This window comes from Chryseosolibacter histidinae, assembly GCF_018598225.1.
Classification (GTDB): Bacteria; Bacteroidota; Bacteroidia; order Cytophagales; family Cyclobacteriaceae; genus Chryseosolibacter; species Chryseosolibacter histidini.
Map to the genome: position 1 here is coordinate 43,163 of NZ_JAHESF010000038.1, position 19,459 is coordinate 62,621.

General features: G+C 51.3%; 16 protein-coding genes. 5 read left to right on the plus strand and 11 right to left on the minus strand.

Annotation, left to right across the window (positions count from 1 at the left end; translation table 11 throughout):
- Window positions 1–119: 119 nt before the first annotated feature.
- The 3 genes from mnmC2 to KK083_RS25730 are packed head-to-tail and all read right to left on the minus strand — an operon-like array spanning window position 120 to window position 2,512.
- A complete protein-coding gene (mnmC2, locus tag KK083_RS25720) occupies window positions 120–791 on the minus strand; it encodes a tRNA (5-methylaminomethyl-2-thiouridine)(34)-methyltransferase MnmC2 (protein WP_254168830.1) in 672 nt (223 codons plus the stop codon).
- Window positions 788–1,267, minus strand: coding sequence for a 2-C-methyl-D-erythritol 2,4-cyclodiphosphate synthase (gene ispF / locus KK083_RS25725; RefSeq protein ID WP_254168832.1), 480 nt, complete (start codon window positions 1,265–1,267; stop codon window positions 788–790). The genes mnmC2 and ispF overlap by 4 nt, the downstream gene beginning before the upstream one ends.
- Before the next feature lie 6 nt (window positions 1,268–1,273).
- On the minus strand, window positions 1,274–2,512 hold the full coding sequence (locus KK083_RS25730) for a M16 family metallopeptidase (RefSeq protein WP_254168857.1): 1,239 nt from the start codon (window positions 2,510–2,512) through the stop codon (window positions 1,274–1,276).
- A gap of 109 nt (window positions 2,513–2,621) precedes the next feature.
- On the opposite strand from KK083_RS25730, the gene KK083_RS25735 reads away from it, so the two are divergent.
- The 4 genes from KK083_RS25735 to KK083_RS25750 all read left to right on the plus strand — a co-directional run bounded on the left by KK083_RS25735 (window position 2,622) and on the right by KK083_RS25750 (window position 8,977).
- A complete protein-coding gene (locus tag KK083_RS25735; RefSeq protein WP_254168858.1) occupies window positions 2,622–4,601 on the plus strand; it encodes an alpha-ketoacid dehydrogenase subunit alpha/beta in 1,980 nt (659 codons plus the stop codon).
- A gap of 60 nt (window positions 4,602–4,661) precedes the next feature.
- A complete protein-coding gene (locus tag KK083_RS25740; RefSeq protein WP_254168834.1) occupies window positions 4,662–7,748 on the plus strand; it encodes a hypothetical protein in 3,087 nt (1,028 codons plus the stop codon).
- 13 nt (window positions 7,749–7,761) lie between these two features.
- Entirely contained in the window at window positions 7,762–8,100 is a 339-nt protein-coding gene (gene ytxJ / locus KK083_RS25745) for a bacillithiol system redox-active protein YtxJ (protein ID WP_254168836.1), read from the plus strand.
- Window positions 8,101–8,242: 142 nt separating this feature from the next.
- Window positions 8,243–8,977, plus strand: a complete 735-nt coding sequence (locus KK083_RS25750) for a hypothetical protein (RefSeq protein ID WP_254168838.1) — start codon at window positions 8,243–8,245, stop codon at window positions 8,975–8,977.
- Between the two features lie 134 nt (window positions 8,978–9,111).
- Here the strand turns inward: KK083_RS25750 and chrA are convergent, their stop codons facing one another.
- A complete protein-coding gene (gene chrA, locus KK083_RS25755; protein WP_254168840.1) occupies window positions 9,112–10,302 on the minus strand; it encodes a chromate efflux transporter in 1,191 nt (396 codons plus the stop codon).
- Between the two features lie 17 nt (window positions 10,303–10,319).
- The gene (locus KK083_RS25760) at window positions 10,320–11,294 is read right to left on the minus strand and encodes an isopenicillin N synthase family dioxygenase (protein ID WP_254168842.1); all 975 of its coding nucleotides are present in this window, start codon (window positions 11,292–11,294) and stop codon (window positions 10,320–10,322) included.
- 100 nt (window positions 11,295–11,394) lie between these two features.
- On the opposite strand from KK083_RS25760, the gene KK083_RS25765 reads away from it, so the two are divergent.
- Window positions 11,395–12,129 (plus strand): superoxide dismutase, encoded by a 735-nt coding sequence (locus KK083_RS25765; RefSeq protein ID WP_254168843.1) that lies wholly within the window; start codon window positions 11,395–11,397, stop codon window positions 12,127–12,129.
- A 4-nt stretch (window positions 12,130–12,133) separates the two neighbouring features.
- Here the strand turns inward: KK083_RS25765 and KK083_RS25770 are convergent, their stop codons facing one another.
- Genes KK083_RS25770 through KK083_RS25795 form a run of 6 tightly spaced genes read right to left on the minus strand, consistent with a single transcriptional unit; the run spans window position 12,134 to window position 19,225 of the window.
- Window positions 12,134–13,471: a peptidylprolyl isomerase gene (locus KK083_RS25770; protein WP_254168845.1), complete on the minus strand. Its 1,338-nt coding sequence runs from the start codon at window positions 13,469–13,471 to the stop codon at window positions 12,134–12,136.
- Between the two features lie 10 nt (window positions 13,472–13,481).
- The gene (locus KK083_RS25775; RefSeq protein ID WP_254168847.1) at window positions 13,482–14,360 is read right to left on the minus strand and encodes a peptidyl-prolyl cis-trans isomerase; all 879 of its coding nucleotides are present in this window, start codon (window positions 14,358–14,360) and stop codon (window positions 13,482–13,484) included.
- A 20-nt stretch (window positions 14,361–14,380) separates the two neighbouring features.
- Window positions 14,381–16,345 carry a peptidylprolyl isomerase gene (locus KK083_RS25780; RefSeq protein ID WP_254168849.1) on the minus strand — a complete coding sequence of 655 codons (1,965 nt, stop codon included), beginning with the start codon at window positions 16,343–16,345 and terminating at the stop codon, window positions 14,381–14,383.
- A gap of 15 nt (window positions 16,346–16,360) precedes the next feature.
- On the minus strand, window positions 16,361–16,780 hold the full coding sequence (locus KK083_RS25785; protein WP_254168851.1) for an ATP-binding protein: 420 nt from the start codon (window positions 16,778–16,780) through the stop codon (window positions 16,361–16,363).
- Window positions 16,770–17,114 carry an STAS domain-containing protein gene (locus KK083_RS25790; protein ID WP_254168853.1) on the minus strand — a complete coding sequence of 115 codons (345 nt, stop codon included), beginning with the start codon at window positions 17,112–17,114 and terminating at the stop codon, window positions 16,770–16,772. Before KK083_RS25790 ends, KK083_RS25785 begins: the two co-directional genes overlap by 11 nt.
- Before the next feature lie 56 nt (window positions 17,115–17,170).
- Window positions 17,171–19,225 carry a GAF domain-containing SpoIIE family protein phosphatase gene (locus KK083_RS25795; RefSeq protein ID WP_254168855.1) on the minus strand — a complete coding sequence of 685 codons (2,055 nt, stop codon included), beginning with the start codon at window positions 19,223–19,225 and terminating at the stop codon, window positions 17,171–17,173.
- Window positions 19,226–19,459: the final 234 nt, after the last annotated feature.

Here is a 19,459-nt window from a genome sequence, read left to right on the forward strand (position 1 = left end):
ATGATTCAAAATAGTTTAAAATTTAAAAAACGTCAACGTTTGCAGTTAACGTGATTTTGAAATTTTTCAATTAAAGCGAAAACGATTGAAATTTTTACAACTGTTTTAAAGTTCACAAGTCAAATTTTTAACGCTCTGACCATTTCTTTCTTTCCAGGCGGGCCGGCGAGTGTCTCAACCGACAGTTGCAGGCTTTTCAGGTCACGTTTCAGCTGCCCCTTGGCGCAATAGGTCACAAATATACCGCCCGTCTTCATGGCTTCCACTACTTTCCTGAGCAATTCCATTTCCCATAGCTCGGGCTGCTTGTTGGGCGCAAACGCATCGTAGTACACCACATCAAAAAATGCTGGAGTCAGTGTGGCCTGCTGCAGCGAGGTTTCCATTTTCAATTGTGTGAAGAACGGAGTCACTACTGACTCTTTATTCCAATCGGCCTCGTGAATCCTCTGAAAAAGATCTTTCGCCTCATCGGTATCTGCATAGTTCAACTGCTTCCAGATGGACTGATCCAGGGGAAAAGTTTCGAGCGTAGTGTAGTGAATGTGTCGTTGCGTTTCTGCCGCACGTTGTGCCGTGAGCAGCGCATTGAGACCTGTGCCGAAACCCATTTCGAAAATATGGATGGAGTCAACGGATGAACGCTCACAAAAAAAGTCCAGTCCATGCCTGACGAACACGTGCTTCGACTCCTGCAACGCACCGTGGACAGAGTGATAGGTCTCGTTGAGTGAAGTGTTCAGCAGCGAGTGCGAGCCATCGGTGGTGGTGATGATGCTGACCTGGCTCATCCTTTCGAGATCAGGGCCACAGCGTAAGCGTTCACACCTTCTTCGCGGCCAACGTAACCCAATGTTTCATTGGTGGTGGCCTTGATGGAAACATCTTCTTCGGTGATCTGCATCAGCGGTGCGAGCACTTTTTTCATGGCGTCGATGTGCGGGTTCACTTTCGGCTTCTCGAGCGTGAGTGTACAATCCACGTTCTCGATCTTCCAGCCTTTGTCGTGCAGCATGCGTGTAACCTCTTTTAAGAAGAATTTACTGTCCATTCCTTTCCAGCGATCGTCTTTGTTGGAAAAGTGGAAGCCGATGTCGCGCATGTTGGCGGCACCCAGCAACGCATCGCAGATGGCATGGATCAGCACGTCGGCATCTGAATGGCCCACAGCACCTTTTTCGGATACCAGCTTGATCCCGCCAAGGAAAAAATCACGGCCATTCTCCAGCTGATGCACATCGAAGCCCATGCCTACCCGTATCTTCATTTTTGCTTAACGTTTTGCGTGATAGTACATCACATTCGAGTTCTCTTCGCGCAGGGTTTGCTGCGCAACACGTTTGATGTCAGCGAGTGTCACCGCCTGGATGTCTGAGCCTTCGCGGTTCACCATGCCGGCATCGCCAGAAAGTTTGGCGAAAGCCAGGTTCATAGCGCGGTTCATCACCTCAACTTCACCGAACTCGATGGTGGAATACGCCTGGTTCTTCACCTTCTCCAGCTCTTCTTCCGTTGTACCATTCGCCACCACCTCGTTGATCACGGCGTTCACTTCCGCTTCGGCGTCGCTGAGCTTCACGCCATTCTTCACGCGGCCGTTCACCACCAGCAATCCCGGGTCTATAGTGCCCATGACAAAAGATGATATCGAGGTGAAGATCTCCTTCTCCTTCACCAGCTTCTGGTACAACCGGCTCGACTGGCCCCGGCTGAGGATGTCGCTCAGCAGATCGGAGGCATAGTAGTCCTGGTGAAAACGGCCGGGCATGTGGTAAGCTTTGTAAAATGCACTGGCCGGCACGTTGGCGTCCACTTCCAGAAAACGTTTTGTTTTCTGCTGCGGCTCCACGGGCAGCGAACGTTTTGCGATCTGCTGCGCCGGAATGGGGCCGAACCATTTTTCAGCAAGCTTCTTCACCTGGCTTGTGGTCACGTTTCCGGCCACCACCAGAATGGCATTGTTGGGCACGTAGTGATTGAAGAAGAAATTCCTGACGTCGTCCATGGTGGCGTTCTCGATGTGGCTGATCTCCTTGCCGATGGTTGCCCACTGATAGGGATGCACGGCGTAAGACAACGGACGAAGACGGAGCCACACATCGCCGTAAGGCTGATTGAGATAGCGCTGCTTGAATTCTTCGATCACTACCTTGCGCTGCACTTCCAGCACCTGCGGATCGAACGAAAGGCTCAGCATACGGTCAGACTCAAGCCAGAACCCCGTTTCGATATTGGCGGCCGGCACCGTGAGGTAATAGTTGGTGATGTCTGTGTTGGTGAACGCGTTGTTCTCTCCTCCCACCTTCTGCAGCGGCTCGTCATAGTTGGGAATGTTCACCGAACCTCCGAACATCAGGTGCTCGAACAGGTGTGCGAACCCCGTTTTGTCGGGGCGCTCGTCGCGGGAGCCAACATCGTATAAAATATTCAGAACGGCGATCTGCACGGTGGGGTCTTCATGCACAATGACCTTCAGGCCGTTATCAAGGGTGAATTCTTCAAACTGGATCATAAAGGCCTCAAATAACGCCACTTTTTTCCACTTTATAGAAAGGTTTTTCAGCATCTTCCATACTGCTGGCATCGGTAAACATTTTAACTTGCCGCGCAATTTTATGGATATGGTTTTTAACCGGAAACAATACAACGACGCGCTCCTGAAGCAGCTTTACGAAGGACTATTAAGGCCGAGGATGATCGAGGAAAAAATGCTGATCCTGCTGCGCCAGAACCGCATCAGCAAGTGGTTCAGCGGCATCGGCCAGGAGGCTATTTCGGTGGGCCTTACCCATGCCCTGCAGCCTGACGAGTACATCCTGCCCATGCACCGCAACCTGGGTGTTTTCACGTCGCGCAACATGCCTTTCGACAGGCTGTTCGCCCAGTGGCAGGGAACCATGATGGGATATACCAAAGGGCGCGACCGCTCTTTCCATTTCGGCAACAACGAGCACCACATTGTGGGTATGATCTCACACCTCGGCCCCCAGAACGGTGTGGCTGACGGTATAGCACTGGCCTATAAACTGAAAGATGAGAAGAAGGTGACCGCCGTGTTCAATGGCGACGGTGGCACCAGCGAAGGCGATTTCCATGAAGCGGTGAACGTGGCCGCCGTCTGGGATCTGCCCGTGCTCTTCATCATCGAAAACAACGGCTACGGACTCTCCACCCCCAGCAACGAGCAGTTCCGCTGCGAGAGCTTCGCTGACAAAGGCATCGGCTATGGCATTGAAGCTGTCAGCATCGACGGAAACAATATCCTGGAAGTATACGACACCATCAGGCTGCTCACGGAGAACATCCGCGCGAACCCGAGGCCGGTGCTGGTGGAGTGCCGAACATTCCGCATGCGCGGACACGAAGAGGCGTCAGGCACCAAATACGTTCCTAAAGAGCTGATGGAACAGTGGGCCAAAAAAGATCCTCTCGAAAACTACGAGCAGTATCTGTTGAAAGAGAAGGTGATCGACGAGGCTTACGTGGAAGCGGTGCGCAAAAAAATAAAACAGGAGATCGAAGCGGGTCTCGATATCGCTTTCCAGGAAACCCATCCGGTGGCCGACACCGCGCGCGAGTTCAACGATGTGTATGCACCGTTCACACAACAGGTGGTGACACCCGCGGCAGATAAAAAAACCGAAAAACGTTTTATCGATGCCATCAGCGACGGCCTTCGCCAGAGCATGGAACGTTTCGATAACCTTGTGCTGATGGGCCAGGACATTGCCGAATACGGTGGTGTTTTCAAGATCACCGAAGGATTTGTTGAGAAGTTCGGCAAAGCACGCGTGCGGAACACACCCATCTGTGAATCTGCCATTGTAGGTGCAGGGCTTGGCCTCTCCATCAAAGGTATGAAGGCGATGGTGGAGATGCAGTTTGCTGATTTTGTAACGGAAGGTTTCAACCAGATCGTGAACAACCTGGCAAAGGCACACTGGCGCTGGGGGCAGCATGCCGATGTTGTTGTGCGCATGCCCACAGGCGCAGGCACCGCCGCGGGTCCCTTTCACTCACAGAGCAACGAAGCGTGGTTCTTCCATACGCCAGGCCTGAAGATCGTTTATCCTTCAAACCCGTATGACGCCAAAGGTCTGCTTTGTGCCGCGCTGGAAGATCCCAACCCTTACCTCTATTTCGAGCACAAGCTCCTGTACCGCTCCATCAAGGATGTGATCCCGGACGACTACTACACGGTTGAAATAGGCAAGGCAAACCTGGTGACAGAAGGCAACGACCTTTCCATCATCACCTATGGCATGGGCGTGCACTGGGCTGCGGAGGTATTGAGCACCATGCCTCACATTAAGGCCGACATCCTTGACCTGAGAACATTGCTGCCCTGGGATCAGGAAGCGGTTGCCACCACGGTGAAGAAGACCAACCGTGTGCTGATCCTGCATGAAGACACACTGACGGGCGGCATCGGCGCGGAGATCAGCGCGTGGATCAATGAGCATTGTTTCACCGATCTGGATGCCCCTGTACTGCGGGAAGCAAGTCTGGATACACCGATCCCTTTTGCCCCCACATTAGAACAGAATTTCCTGCCCAAAGAACGCCTTAAAGCAAGAATTGAGCAGTTGCTGAAATTTTAGCTATCTTAGCCTGTTTATCTGCATATAGTTTGAGTCGCTTGCAGCGTTATTAATATCCCTATGGCAAACCGGGCAATCAGGATCATCAGCTTAAGCATTCTTGTGCTGGTGCTGGCTATTCCCGCGCTTGCCCAGAATACCAAGGGTGACAAGCCAACCACCAACCGCGAAACCAGGTTCAAAACGCCAGGCAAACAGAAGTCGAAACGTATCAAATCCAAACGGGGCACCACCTCGAGCCTGAGAGCTTATAAGCCACGCAAAAAATCAAAAGGAGGCGAACGTGCCGGCAGTGCTTTGGGTACTGTTTACCGGTCGCGCCCCAGCGAAAGACCGCGCAATGTGTACCCACAGTCGGGCCCGTTCGTGAACAATCACACCAAAACTCCCAAAGGTGAAGGGCGGCGCAATGTATTTCCGCAGTCAGACCGGTATGTGAATAATAACAGCACCCGAAAAACCAAGGGTGACCCGGAGCGAAAACGGGTCAGCAAAACCACCGCCAGGATCACACCGCGATCGGCCACGGGCAGGGTAAGCAATGTTTACCCGCAGTCGGGCCGGTTTGTAAGCCGCGCTCCTACCCGACCGGCAGACCGCCAGCCGGGAAGAAAAAGAAGGGTTGTGACACGGTCTGCCTCGCGATCGTTCACGGCACGCCGGAGTGTCAACGCCTGGGCTATCTTCCCCAAGTCGAGACAAAAAAGTGAAAGGGCATATACCAAAGATATCGCAGGGCGCAGGCTTCGCACGAAGAACTTTGAGACCAAACGGCCTGGCATCACACAATCGCCGGGCGGCTCCGTACTGTCACGCAGTAACAGAAGACGCAACATCTCTCCTTCTTCCGGAAGGATCTCCGCACAACCAGGCAGAGGTGTTTATAGTCAATCAAACCGTTATGTAGGCAACTATGCACGGCGGCCGAAAAGCGCGCGGTCAAACCGTATCAGTGGCGGCGGAGGTTTCTTGTCTCAGGGCAGTGCCGACAAAGGACCCGGTAAAAAAAGAAGGATCGCGCCGCGTACGGCTTCGAAACCGTTCATGGCCCGGAGAAGCACCAACATGTGGGCGCGATTTCCAAGGCCGAAGAAAAAAGGCGAGCGTGCCATTACCACCGATATTGCGGGCCATCCCCTGCGCACGAAAAATTTTGAGACCGAGCGGCCCCGCGTAATGATCAATCCCACAGCCAGGCCTCACAAAGTCAGGAAGCAGGTGGGTGATCGTGCCTATCAGGGCGGCGGTGGAGGATTTGCGACAAGATCACGATCCGGAAAAGCCTGGACGGGCGATGTGAGCGGAAGGCGGATCAGAAAGAATTATACCAGCAAAAAAGGATTTGAAGGCAGGCCTATTCAGACGCCTGAAAAAAGAAGGGTGGGCATGCGTTACCAGGGCGAGCGGTTCCCGGGCAACATCCAGGGCAGGCGGTTCCCGGGCGATCAGGGCGAAGGATTTACAGGCGCGCTCAAAAGCAGGAGGGCGCTGAAAGGTGGCGGAAGTGTGAGTGGCAGACTTTGGAATAACAAGCGGCAAGCCATCCCCGCAAGAGGACCCGGCATTGGCGGAAAAGGTGTCGGCTATTCCGGCAACCTCAGGGCCGGACGAAAAGGATTTAACAACCAGGGCGAAGAATACACCGGAAACCTCAAAACCAGAAGACCTCTGAAAGGTGGCGGAAGTGTGAGCGGCAGACTCTGGAACAACAAACGACAGGCCATCCCGGCAAGGACGCCCGGCATCGGTGGAAAAGGTGTTGGCTACTCCGGCAACCTCAAGGCTGGGCGAAAAGGATTTAACAACCAGGGCGAGGAGTACACCGGAAATCTTAAAACCAGAAGGCCTCTGAAAGGTGGCGGAAGTGTGAGTGGCAGACTCTGGAATAACGGACGACAGCCCATTCCTGCGAGAACACCAGGTATTGGTGGAAGAGGTGTCAACTATTCTGGTAACATCAGGGCTGGCAGAAGGGGATTCAACAACCAGGGTGAAGAGTACCCCGGAGACATCAGGGGTGGCGTAAAGGTGATGAACGACCAGGGTGAAGAATATACAGGACACTTCAGGGCCAGGAGACCGTTGAAAGGCGGTGGAAGTGTGAGCGGTAGACTCTGGAACAACAGGCAAACACCGATACCGGCACGCACCCCGGGTATCGGCGGAAGAGGCATCGGCTACTCCGGCAACATCAGGGGCGTGAAGGTAATGAACGACCAGGGTGAAGAGTACACCGGGCACATCAAAACACGCAGGCCACTGAAAGGCGGTGGAAGCGTGAGCGGAAAGCTCTGGAACAACCGGCAGACACCGCTACCAGCGCGTCAGCCAGGCATGGGTGGATGGCATATCAATTACACCGGCTTCATAAGGGCTGGCACCAGGGTGATGAACGACCAGGGCGAAGAATACACGGGGAATATCAAAACGCGTAGGCCGTTGAAAGGCGGCGGAAGCGTGAGCGGGAAGCTCTGGAATAACCGTGAAACACCTATTGCCGTGCGCACACCTTCACCCGCTGCTGCAAAAGCGGGGAATTACACGGGCAACCTTCGCGGTGGTATGAAGGTGATGAACGACCAGGGTGAAGAATATACGGGCGCCATCAAGCTGAAGCGGAAGTACGTGCAGAATCCCAATGCGGCAGAAGATGCACCGCTGAAAATGAGACCGCGCACAACCTATGATGTAGACGGCCTGCAGGTGAAAGTGAAAAGACCGGAGTACGGCACCCGCAAGAATGCCCCTGAAGGAAGTATACCGGGCCTGAAGCCGAGCAAAGCCACCAGGGAAGCCAGCCAGTACGCGCTGGGCATGAGGGCCTACAAGTATGTTAAAAATCCCGGCAGCGCTGAGGGTGCGCTGAAAGTAAGGGAGGTGGGCAAAGCATTTGCCCGGGCCACCGACTACCAGGGCAACATTAAAATGCGCAAGTTCGAGCTGTTCGGGAAGCGACAACTTCACCCGGACGCGCAGTTTGTCAAGATCAACAAAAACAATGTTGATGAAGAAAAAGACATGCTGACGAACTTTAAGCTTTGGTGGTCGCGTTTATTCAGGAAAAATGAAACCCTGCCTGATCACCTGAAGGATAAGCGTGGCAAACCCCGCTACGACAGGGGCGAGCAGGGATTGTGGTACGATTAATTGGATTTTGAGAATGAAATGGCATGAACTGAAGGCGCTGGATCAGCTGCAGGTGATCAAGGAAGAATCTATCGAAAGGCCCGTTTTAATATTCAAACACAGCACCCGGTGCAACATCAGCCGTACCACCCTTGACCGGCTCGAACGCCATTGGAACGACCAGGAGATGGCCCGCGTAAAACCTTATTTTCTCGACCTGCTCAACCACCGCGAGATCTCGAATTCCCTGGCAACGCAGTTCGAGGTTGAGCACGAATCTCCCCAGATCCTGCTGATCGACAAAGGGCGATCTGTCTTGCATCTTTCTCATTTTGAGATCGATTACCAGGAGATCAGATCCGCTATTAAATAATTGAAAAGTAAGTATCCGTTATACACAGGATCCCTAACAATAAAGCCCGTTTCGCAGAACCACGGGAATAACTTTTTACGTTATATCCTTGTGTTACCGAAGTAAAAAAATTTAAATTTAGTCTTCTAAGTTTCAGGCCAGGATGAAGGGTCAAATCAGGATTTCCGCAATTTTTGTGCTCTTAAGTGCCTTTGCGCTCAGCGCATCTGCGCAAACACAAGACAGCTACGACTATGAATCCGAGTTCACGTGGGGTATCAATAAAAATACCTACGGAGGACTGATCGGAGGATTTGTGTTCAAAAAAGCACGCAAGATCAACGATCGCCTTCTGGAAACTTACGGTCTCGAGCTCATGAACGTGAAGCACCCGCAGGAATCACGCGAAAATTCCACCAGCACAGGCAATTTTTTCCTTTATGGCAAAAGTAACTACCTGTATGCCATAAGGCTGCAGTACGGCAGGGACCTGATCCTGTTCAAAAAGGCGCCACAACAGGGCGTTGAGATCAAGTTTGTATCTGCCATTGGCCCCACAATCGGTATCGTTGCTCCGTACTACATCGAGCTTCGCGGATCATCTGACTTTGTCACCATTCGTGAGCAATACGATCCTAAAAAACACACACAACCCTCTGACATCTATGGACCCGGCAGGCTGTTCGAAGGCCTCGGCGAATCCAAGATCAAACTCGGCGCCAACGCCAAAGCAGCCATCAACTTTGAGCTGGGCACTATCAAGAGCCAGGTTACCGGATTTGAAGCCGGGTTCCTGCTCGATGCCTATACAAGCAAAATAGTGATGGTACCCACCGCCGAGAACTACGCCATCTATCCCACGTTGTTCTTCACGCTCTTTTACGGAAGCAGGAAGTAAGTTGACAATTGACAAATGAACAGTTGACAACGGATGGTGTCGACTTTCACTTCTGTTTTCTAATTCGAATTTGAGACGTTGACTCTAAGCATTGTCAATTGCCCCCGATGAATATCGGGGTTGTCAACTGTCAACTATTTTCCGAACACGAACCCCAAAACGAGTCCCAGCAAAATAATCACGGGCGAAGGTATCTTCGTGAAGACCAGGAGGGCGAAGGTGCCGATGGTGACGCCAAAATTCAGGAATGTATTTTCGAGGGGTTGGAACATGATGATGGCTGACGCTGCTACCAGCCCCGCACTGGCTGCGGTGATGCCTTCCAGCGATGCGCGCACGGCACGGTACTTCTTCAGGCTCTCCCAGAAACGGATCACAAAAAAGATCAAGAACGTGCCCGGCAGAAAAATACCGAGCGCCGATACAATGGCCCCGAGGATCTCGCCACCGATGCCATAGTCGCGCATTGAAAGGGCCCCGATATAAGCGCTGAAAGAGAACACCGGCCCTGGGATGGCTTGCGCAAGAGCGTATCCCGAAAGGAACTCGTCATGCGAAGTAGGGTGATGCAAAGGCTTGGCGTACTGTACAAACTCGGTATAGAGCAACGGCGCCAGCACCTGTCCTCCGCCAAACACGAGGCTTCCGTTTCGATAGAAGTTCTCGAACAACTTCACTGGCAGCGCCTTGGTAATGCCACCGAGTGCCGCGGCGAAGATAAGCACACCCGCCCACAGCAGAAAGTTAGACCAGTCGATCGTGAGCTTTTGCTTCTCTTCCCTGGGCTGTGACCTGAACTTCAGTGACGTGATGAGACCGGCGATGATCAGGATGATGGGAAATATAAAAGGCGTTTGTGCGAAGTACGAGATCACCGCAGCCAGGATCATCAGCGCAATTCCCGTTCGGGTGGTCACCGTTTTGAGGCTGATCATATAGGCGCCGTAGCTCACAAAACCTACCGCCATGGGCCTGATGAAACGTGTGAGCTCGATGATGAGCTTCTCATCCATGTAAGAGAGGCCGATGGCCGCGCCAGTCATCACCGCTACAGCAGGAATGATCCAGGCCAGTAAAGTCAGATACGCAAGGTTGGGTCCGCCGATCTTGAACCCGATGGCAGTGAGTGTTTGTGTGGAGGCTGGCCCGGGAAGGATCTGGCACAATGAGTTGATCTCCATCAGGTCTTCTGACGACAGGTATTTACGTTTGTCTACCAGCACTTTCTGAAAGTGCGAGAGATGTGCCTGTGGCCCTCCGAACGTAGTAACGGCCAGCATCAGGACATCCTTCAGAAACAGGTAATATCTGACGTGTTTGATCAAGACCTGTTGATGGATATTTATTTTTTCTTCAGCCCGATCTCGGCGAGGCGTTGATCCAGGAATTCTCCGGCGGTGATGTCATCCCACTTTTTCGGATTCTCTTTGTTCACGGTTCCCGGCAAGGCAGCCAGGCTCATCTCCGATCGTGGGTGCATGAAGAACGGTATCGAATAACGCGGTGTGTTCATCAGGTGCCGTGGCGGGTTCACAACGCGGTGGATAGTCGATTTGAGCGTTTTGTTGGTGAGGCGCTCCAGCATGTCGCCTACATTCACCACGAGCTGATCAGGCAACGCTGTAATGGGGATCCACTTGCCATCGCGGCGCAGCACCTGCAATCCATCGGCGCTGGCACCCATCAGCAGGGTGATCAGGTTGATGTCGCCATGCTCCGCCGCACGCACTGCATCGGCAGGAACAGCATCGGGATTTTCAATGGGGTAATAGTGAATGGGCCGCAGAATGCTGTTGCCATTTTTGATCTTGTCGTCGAAATAATTTTCAGGCAACTCCAGGTACAACGCTATGGCCCGCAGCATGTACGTGCCGGTCTTCTCCAGCGCCCTGTAAACATCAACGGAGATCTGTTTGAGCTCGGGCACTTCATCGGGCCAGATATTGGCGGGATATCCCTCCTTGCGCAGCTCCGCCTCATCCAACTCCTGGCCTACATGATAAAACTCCTTGAGGTCGCCGGTGTTCCTTCCTTTGGCGTGCTCCTTCCCTTTTCCGATATATCCGCGTTGTCCTGCAAGGTCTGCACGTTCGTATTTCTGTTTCGTCTCATCCTTCAGCGCGAAGAATTTTTTAATGGCCACATAGAGCTTCTGCTGAAGATCATCGCTGAGGAAGTGATTGCGGATGGCCACAAAACCGATGTTGTGGTAGGCTGCACCGAGCGCTGCTACAAACTCCTCTTTCTTCTTTTTATCATTGCCGTAAAATGAAGCCAGATCAAGAGAAGGTATTTCATCGTATAGGATCTCTTTCATGTTCGGATGGGGATGATTTGACCCGTGCAAGCTAAAATTTTTTGGTTAAATTCGCCATATTTAAAAATCAAGCCCGAAAGGGAAAATTAATAGATCGTTTATGAAAACAACAAGAAGAGATTTTATCGGAAAAACCTTAAAAGCAGCCGTTGTGACAACAGCGGGGGTTCCTTTTGTGATGCAGGAAGTAAAGGCTGCAGCAGGTGCAACACACGTTGCTGCGCCGGGAGCGGCCCTTCAATTTTCGCAGGTGGCGCTGCCTTACGCATACAACGCACTCGAGCCTCACATCGATGCGCAGACCATGGAGATCCATTACACCAAACATCACACCGCCTACATCAAAAATGTAAACGATGCGATCGCCGCGGAGAAGATCACTTACGGAACCGAAAAAGATTTCTTCAGCAACGCTTCCAAGTTATCGGCGAAAGCGCGGAACAACGGTGGCGGTGCATGGAATCACAATTTCTTCTGGCAGGTGATGAAGCCCGAAGCCGGTGGCGCTCCGCAGGGCAAGGTAGCCGATGCCATCAACGGCGCATTCGGATCGTTCGATAAATTCAAGGAACAATTTACACAAGCTGCAACAACCCGCTTCGGTTCCGGATGGGCGTGGCTCGTCAACGAAAACGGTAAGCTGAAGATCGGATCAACCGCCAACCAGGACAATCCGCTGATGAACCTCAAGGGCGAGCTTACAGGAACACCTGTACTGGCGCTCGACGTGTGGGAACATGCCTATTACCTGAAGTACCAGAACAAACGCGCCGACTACATCAACAGTTGGTGGAATGTGGTGAACTGGGACGAAGTGGCAAAACGACTGGCGTGATCACTCACTCCAATATGCCACAGAACTCGTAGTTCTTGTCGATGTTGATGAACACATCCTGGCGGGCTTTGTCAAACCACTTCTGCAGGATCTTGTTCTTCTTTTCGTTGAGGGTGGCTACCTGAATACGATGGTAGTCTTCCTGCAACGAAGCCTGGTGGGGAGGGATGCGGGACTTATACAACAGGATCCTCACCGCATCCTTCTGATCGTTGGTGCGGTATACCAGCGGCTTGGAGATATCACCTACCTGCATGGAGTCGATCTTGAAGAACACCACAGGATCAAGCTCATCGATAGGAATACGCTGGCCGCCGTCGGCATCAACAAAGAATCCGCCGTTGCCTTTGGTCTCCGTGTCGTCAGAGAACTGTTTGGCAGCCTGTTCGAACTTGATACTATCGTTCTTGATGCTCGTACGAAGGCTGTCGAGGAAGTTCGACGCACGTTTGAGATCGTCGTTTGAAGGTTTCGGCGAGATGAGGATATGACGGGAGTGATATTCATTTCCCCTGCGCTCCAGCAGCTGCATGATGTGGAAACCGAACTCCGATTCAAAAGGGTTGGAGATCTCGTTGGGTTTCAGCCTGAAGGCCATGGCCTCGAACTCAGGCACCATACGTCCCCTTCCAACCCAGCCCATGTCACCGTTGTTCGACAACACGCTGGGATCATCTGAATATTTTTTAGCGAGGGTTGCAAAATCTTCACCCGCCAGGATGCGCGAACGGATGTCGAGCAGCTGGTTGCGTGCCGCCTCTTTTTGCTTGGGACTGCTCTTGGCGATCTTCACGATCTGTGCTACCTCGACGGAAGCAGAAAAGTAAGGAAGACTGTCTTTGGGAATGCGGTTGAAGAACTTCTTCACTTCGGCAGGGGTCACAGTGAGGCCTTCGGTGATGGTACCTTCCATCTTGCCTACGATCATCTGCTCGCGGATCTGATCGCGCAGCTCGGTCCTGATCTGTTCCAGCGGCTTGCCATAGATCTCTTCCAGCTCGTTGGCCGTTCTTCCGGATTGTGCCAGGATGAGCTCCATCCGGCGCTGTGTATTGGCATCAACTTCGGCATCGAGCACCATTACGGAGTCGATCTCTGCCTTGGCCATCATCAGCTTGTTGCGGATCAGCATGGCCAGATACTGGCATTTTGCCTCCTGCGACTGGCTGCCGCCCTGGGTGAGGTAATCCTGGTAAGCCCGGTCGAGGTCTGATCGCAGCACGATATGGTTATCAACCTTGGAGATCACCTCGTCTACCACAAACCCATTCTCATTCTCGTCCTGGGCCTGCAAGCCCGAAAATGATGCCAGAAAGACCAATACAGGCAGCATTGTGCCCATCCATGACGGTCTAACGGCTGATGATTTCAAATTCCTTACGTTCCAGCGCATGATTATAAACCTCATCTTCCAATTTCTTGGCAAGTTCTACTTTTCTTTTATTTAAAATAATGTTTGTGATCTCATCCCTAACGAATTCCATGGGAGAAACATTATCCGAAATGCGGTATTCGTCTACTTTCAGGTAATAAAGATAGCTCTCATCCTCCGTTTCGTAATAATTGTAGCTCTTTAAAAACTGCACTTTGTTGGGGATCTCCACCAGGGGCGAATTGCGCACCAGCTCGTCGAAGATCATCCAGGTTGAATCGGAGATGTGGTAGGCCACCGAAAAGCTCAGGCAGAAGGTTTTAAGCGCCGTTTTGCTCTCCTCATTGCTGGAAAAGAGCCATTCCTTGATCTTTTTGGCATTGGGCGCATTTTTGGGCACCTTGATGAATGACGCCCTGATGATATTCTGCTTGAGAATGAAGTTGTCGATATTGGCTTTATAGTAGGCCTCTATTTCCGGTGCCGACACCATGGTATCCAGGTTCTGCTTGATGTAGTAGCTCTGATACTCATAGGCGATAATGCTGTAACGATAGTCGAGGATCTTGCGCTCCACTTCGGCCTCGTTGATATTGATCTTGCGGGTGGCTTCCTGGATGAGCAGCTGTTTCCTGATCCAGCTGTCAATGTAGGCTTCAACCCAGGCGGCGCTGTCTTCTTTGGCGGCGCTCACCGGCACAATGCCCGAGAGCTCATCCTTATACAGAAAGGCGTTATTGACACGCGCAATCGGCTGCCGGTTCTCGTCGTCCTTGGAGTTGTCACTGCGCATCTTGATAAAATCGCAGCCGGCCAGCGAAAACGCCGCAACAATCATGATGATAATGTTCCTGAGCATGAATGAATGAGCTGTAACGATCAATTTTTTACCAGTTGTTGTAAAATGAATTGTTTGCCTTTTTTGCTGATCTTAACGGGATACTTCTTTCTTAATTGCTCCAGCCATTGCTTTTCAAGGTAGTTCTGATAATCTGAGATCACAGCCGCCCGCGCGTCGCTGAACGACCGTGGACCGGGTGCGATCATGTCGCGTACCCACACAAGATAATGCGTTCCGTTGTTTTCTGCCAGATGCGCTCCCTTGGCCCAGGTGATCTTGCCCAGCACGGGTCTGTCTGTTTTTTCAAAGACGCCCGTCTCCTGGCGGATATTCTGCTCTTTCACAAACGCCTGCACTTTGGCCGAATCGCCTTCTTCCACCATTTCCTTCAGCACGTCGAGCATCACTTTTGACGAAGCAGACGAGTAGATCCGGGCTTTCACACGTTCTTTTGCCTGATAGCTGGCGGCGTGCTGCTCAAAATATTTGCGCTGGCCCACGGAGTCTTCAGAGGCTTTGTTCCATACTTCCTTCTCCATGATCTCGAACAGCAAAATGCCTTCGTAATATTCTTTTAGAAGCCAGTTGTAGTCGGGATTCTGCGCCTTGATCTTTTCTTCCATCAGCAGGCCCAGCGCTTCGTCTACATACTGGTTGTAAAGCGTTTCGAGGTATTGTGCCGGCGACATGCTGTTCGGCTTCTGCATGCGTTCGGCAAATTGTATAAAATCTTTTGTGGTGTGTTGCTGTCCTTGTGCAGTAAATAAAACTTCTGCTGGTGTAATGGCCGCCTTTGCTTTCCATTTGCCTTGTTGCAAGGTGGAGTCAGCCAGCGCGAGCACTTTTGATCTCACCTGCTGATTTTCGGTAAAGCCGAATTTTCTTTTCACCTTGGTCTGCAACGCCTGCTTCGAGATCTGTGAGCGCTCGTCGCGGCTTACACGGTTCTTCAACGAAGCGGCCATTTCCTGGTAAGCAGGCATCGGGATCTTGGTCTCAAGGCGCATGATGTGCCAACCGAACTGTGTCTGGAACGGGTCTGAGATATCGCCGGGTTTCTTCAGGGCAAATGCGGTTTGCTCAAACTCGGGCACTGCTGCCATGGCACCCACACCGAAGGGCCGCAGCTTGCCGCCATTGTCTTTGGAAGAAGGATCCTGTGAATATTCTTTCACCAGCTCTTCCCACTTCACACCTTTCTGAAGCTGCTCATAAATTTCAAAGATGGTGTTCTTCGATTTCTCGTTATCGAAACCTTCGCCGGTGCGGATCATGATGTGCGAGACCTCCACTTCGCCGCGGGCGGGCTTGCGGTCTGTAACTTTTACGATATGATATCCGAACCTGGTGCGCACGGGCATGCTAATGCTTCCGGGTGATGTGGTGTACGCTGCCTGCTCGAACGGGTACACCATCTGCATGGCGGTGAAGTAGCCAAGGTCGCCACGGTTGATCTTGGCCGAAGGGTCTTCTGAGAACGTGCTCGCCAGCGTTTCGAAAGATTCTCCTGTGAGGGCGCGGTTCCTGAGCTCGAGGGCTTTCTTGTAAACCGCCAGTGTATCTTCGGGTGAGGCATCGGGTTTCAGGTTCAGCAGAATGTGCGATGCCCGCACCTCTTCCTGCATTCTTTTGTATGTAAGCTCTGCGAGGCTGTCGAGCATCCTGGTGTCGGGCAGGTAGGGCTTGCGCAGCTCTTCCCTGTAGGTGCTGTATTCTTTGAGAAAAGCCTGGGTGGTATCGAGGCCACGGCGGCGGGCTTCTTCTACTTTCAGTTTGAAGTTGACGAACAGGTCGAGGTACTCCTCAACTTTTGCCTGGGTGAAATCGCCCTGCTTGTCTGTATGGTTCTTGCGATAGAGATAGATGAACTCATCGGCGAGAACCGGTTTTTTGGCAAGTGTAAAAAGAGGGGGTGGTGTTTCTTTCTTTTCTGATGACTGGGCCGAAGCCTGAAGAACGATGAAGCAACAAAAGAGGATCAGCGTGATGCTTTTTTTAATCATGGCGGAATTTCAGGCTTATTTGAACTGGACCTTTTTGATGAGCCTGCAGATGTTCTTTCCACTGGCATGCTGGTATTCGATCTTATCCATGATGGATTTTACCAGGCGGATACCGAGGCCGCCTTTGCGTTTTTCGTGAACGAGGTTGCCGAGCTCAGGTTCGCTGAACTGGTTGATGTCGAACGATGATCCGTCGTCGATGATCTCGAAAACAACGGGATGATCTTTTTCAACGTCTATCTTCAGTTCAAAAAGTTCGTCGGGGTTACAATGGTGCGCATGGATCATAAGGTTGGAGCACATCTCATCCAGCGCCAACACCATCTCGCTGATCTGAAGATCGGAGACGCCATGGTCTTTCAGCGCGCCGCGGATGAAATCGCGTACACCCTTCAGGTTCTCAATGCTGCATCCAACTTTATACTTATAGTTCATCGATCATTTTCTTTGCTTGAACTTTATCCTTGCCGATCTGCAGCAACTCGTGAAGTCCGAGTATCTCGAATGTATTGGCTACTTTTTCGTTCATACCGAACAACACCATTTTTATCTTTTTATCATTGAATTCTTCTATATAGGACATAAACACGCCCAAACCCGCAGAAGAAATATATTCAAGTGAGCTGCAATCGATCAGGATCCTGGAAAATCCTTCTCCCACACTTTTGGCGATCGCCAGATCAAGCTCTATGGAAGAACTGGCGTCAATTTCACCGATCAGGGCAATGATATCTGCACCGTCTTCCTGAAGTCTTTTTATGTGGATCATGTGTTTAAACGTTTTTTAATTCTTTATGTTTAGGCTCACCGGGTAATATTCCCTGCTTATTTAAATTTCACGATCATGGTGGTATAATCATCATTGATGTTCCTCGTTCCCGAAAATTCATACAATTTGTTGATCATATGCTCCTGGATCAGCTTCGGCGGCAGATCCTTCACTTCCACCAGCACCTGTGTCAATCTGTCATACCCGAATTCCTCTCCTTTTTTATCCTTCGCCTCCGTGATACCATCGGTGTAGAGCACCATGATATCGCCTGATCTGTATTCAAATTCGTTGGCTTGAATAAAATTCCCGTAACTTTTGTTGCGTACCATACCCAGGGCGATGCCTTTATCGCGCAGATATTCTACTGAATCCTGGGCTGCGTGATAGTATAGTACGGGGCAGTGCCCGGCGCGCGAGTATCGTACTTTCTTCTCCTGCGTATTGATCACAAAAAAAGTTGCCGAGATGAACGAACCTCTTTCGAGACAATACACCAGCGCCTGATTGGCGCGTTTCATGAAGGTATCAGGTTCAATGCAATCCTGCGCAAGGCTATGGAAAATGCCCTTCATCTGAGACATATGAAAGGCCGCAGTAGTTCCCTTTCCGGAAACGTCCGCTATTATTAAGGAAACTTCGTTCGGATTAGTTCGCAGGGTGTCATAATAATCGCCGCCCACTTCATCGGCAGATTCTGAAAACGCCGCGATGTCGAAATCATCGTCTTTTTCCAGCACATCCGGCAAAAGGCTTTTCTGCACCATTTTGGCGATCTTCAGCTCTTCCTTATAACGTTCGTTCTGCAACGCCTCCTCCATCAGCCTGAAATTCTCGATGGAAATACCCGCCTGGTTGGCAAACGTAGAGACGATCTTGGTCATCTCTTTATTGAATCCTTCGGCCAGTTCTTTTAAAAGGGCCAGCGTACCAATGTTCTCCCCTTTCACGAAGATGGGGAACGCCAAAATGGAGCGGAAGCGCGAGCCTTTTAACGAAGCCAGGTGCCGCGACAGGTTCTTGGTCTTGTCGCTTCCCTGGTCCAGGATGCCTTTTACATTCTGCGCATTGAGGTGGTTGATGATATCATGCGCTTCCTTATCCGAGATCTTGTAGGTGAAAAGTTTAGGGTCCTGCGTTTTCACTTCCAGCCACGCCGCGTCTGCAAACACCGTGCTCACCGAAGTCTCGAGCAGGATGTTGTAAACGCTGTCTTCACTTTGTTCTGTCTGGATCGACTGGCTGATGCGCTGAAAGTTCACCACCTCCTCCAGCTTCTGCTCAAACACCGATGTGGTGGGAAGGTTGAACAGGATCACCAAAAACGAAAAGGTGCTGTAGATGCTCACAAACGTGATCAGCGACAGAATGAAAATGTGAAAACGATAATCGGTGAATTGTGGCGCTTTGGCCGACAGCGATTCTACCAGCGAGCTCGTGGTATAAAATCCGTAGAGCAGGTAAAAGATGGTGAGCAACAACAGCAGCAGGCTGGTCCACTTCTGCCTGAAGTTGAGGAACGCAACCCACTTCATATTGCCAGAGAGGATCAGCCCCAGCACAACAAAAAATGCAAGCAGCGTTACGTGAAATCCTTCGATCACGGGAAAATCGAAGCTGTTGTAGATCAGGGTAACGAGCAGGCCCCACTCAAAAACGTTCCAGAGGCGAAGCAGCCATTTCGATTTCTGATAAAGGATCAGCCGCTTCCACGCCGTGAATGCCATGATGAGAAATCCCACCATCAGTCCCAGGTTGATCAGGTAGATCAGGTCGATGAAAACAACGTGGGTGGTAAGCTTGGTGGAGCCGAGCAGGTATTCAATAAGCTTCAGACCCAATGAGATCACCGTAGCCACAAGGCCGGTAGCGAAAACTCTCCACAGCAGGTCTACAAAATTCAGTACTTCGTCGCGTTCGATCTTGAACTTGTAGTAATAATACAACGCGATGATGAAGAGGTTGAGGATGACATTCGGAAGCCAGACGGGAATGTCGGGTTTGATGTCGTGTGTGGAGCTGAAAACAATGGAAATATCAGTGAACAGCAAGGCCAGCCAGGTGATTACCCCAACCGTAAACAATAGTCTTGTAATGGCCTTAGTCCGCATGACCGATAAAAAACCTCAATTTCAGGTAAAAAATAAGCCAATCATAGGATTGGCTGTGCAATAATAGGAATAAATCTCCAAGAAATCAGGAGTAAGAAGCAAGGAGTAAGGGAGTAAGGAGAAGTAGCCAGGAGCCAGGAGTCAGAAGTCAGTAGGGTGTCAATCCCTAAAATTGGTTGACCGTTTTATACTAACCAATTACCATTGGGCAAACATGAACCTGAGGTCCTGTTT

Coding starts and splice junctions, on each gene's coding strand:
- KK083_RS25730 (WP_254168857.1), bottom strand. CDS start 2,512: ATGATCCAGTTTGAAGAATTCACCCTTGATAACGGCCTGAAGGTCATT.
- KK083_RS25735 (WP_254168858.1), top strand. CDS start 2,622: ATGGTTTTTAACCGGAAACAATACAACGACGCGCTCCTGAAGCAGCTT.
- KK083_RS25785 (WP_254168851.1), bottom strand. CDS start 16,780: ATGAACTATAAGTATAAAGTTGGATGCAGCATTGAGAACCTGAAGGGT.
- KK083_RS25765 (WP_254168843.1), top strand. CDS start 11,395: ATGAAAACAACAAGAAGAGATTTTATCGGAAAAACCTTAAAAGCAGCC.
- KK083_RS25790 (WP_254168853.1), bottom strand. CDS start 17,114: ATGATCCACATAAAAAGACTTCAGGAAGACGGTGCAGATATCATTGCC.
- ispF (WP_254168832.1), bottom strand. CDS start 1,267: ATGAAGATACGGGTAGGCATGGGCTTCGATGTGCATCAGCTGGAGAAT.
- mnmC2 (WP_254168830.1), bottom strand. CDS start 791: ATGAGCCAGGTCAGCATCATCACCACCACCGATGGCTCGCACTCGCTG.
- KK083_RS25795 (WP_254168855.1), bottom strand. CDS start 19,225: ATGCGGACTAAGGCCATTACAAGACTATTGTTTACGGTTGGGGTAATC.
- KK083_RS25740 (WP_254168834.1), top strand. CDS start 4,662: ATGGCAAACCGGGCAATCAGGATCATCAGCTTAAGCATTCTTGTGCTG.
- KK083_RS25750 (WP_254168838.1), top strand. CDS start 8,243: ATGAAGGGTCAAATCAGGATTTCCGCAATTTTTGTGCTCTTAAGTGCC.
- ytxJ (WP_254168836.1), top strand. CDS start 7,762: ATGAAATGGCATGAACTGAAGGCGCTGGATCAGCTGCAGGTGATCAAG.
- KK083_RS25760 (WP_254168842.1), bottom strand. CDS start 11,294: ATGAAAGAGATCCTATACGATGAAATACCTTCTCTTGATCTGGCTTCA.
- KK083_RS25775 (WP_254168847.1), bottom strand. CDS start 14,360: ATGCTCAGGAACATTATCATCATGATTGTTGCGGCGTTTTCGCTGGCC.
- KK083_RS25770 (WP_254168845.1), bottom strand. CDS start 13,471: ATGGGCACAATGCTGCCTGTATTGGTCTTTCTGGCATCATTTTCGGGC.
- KK083_RS25780 (WP_254168849.1), bottom strand. CDS start 16,345: ATGATTAAAAAAAGCATCACGCTGATCCTCTTTTGTTGCTTCATCGTT.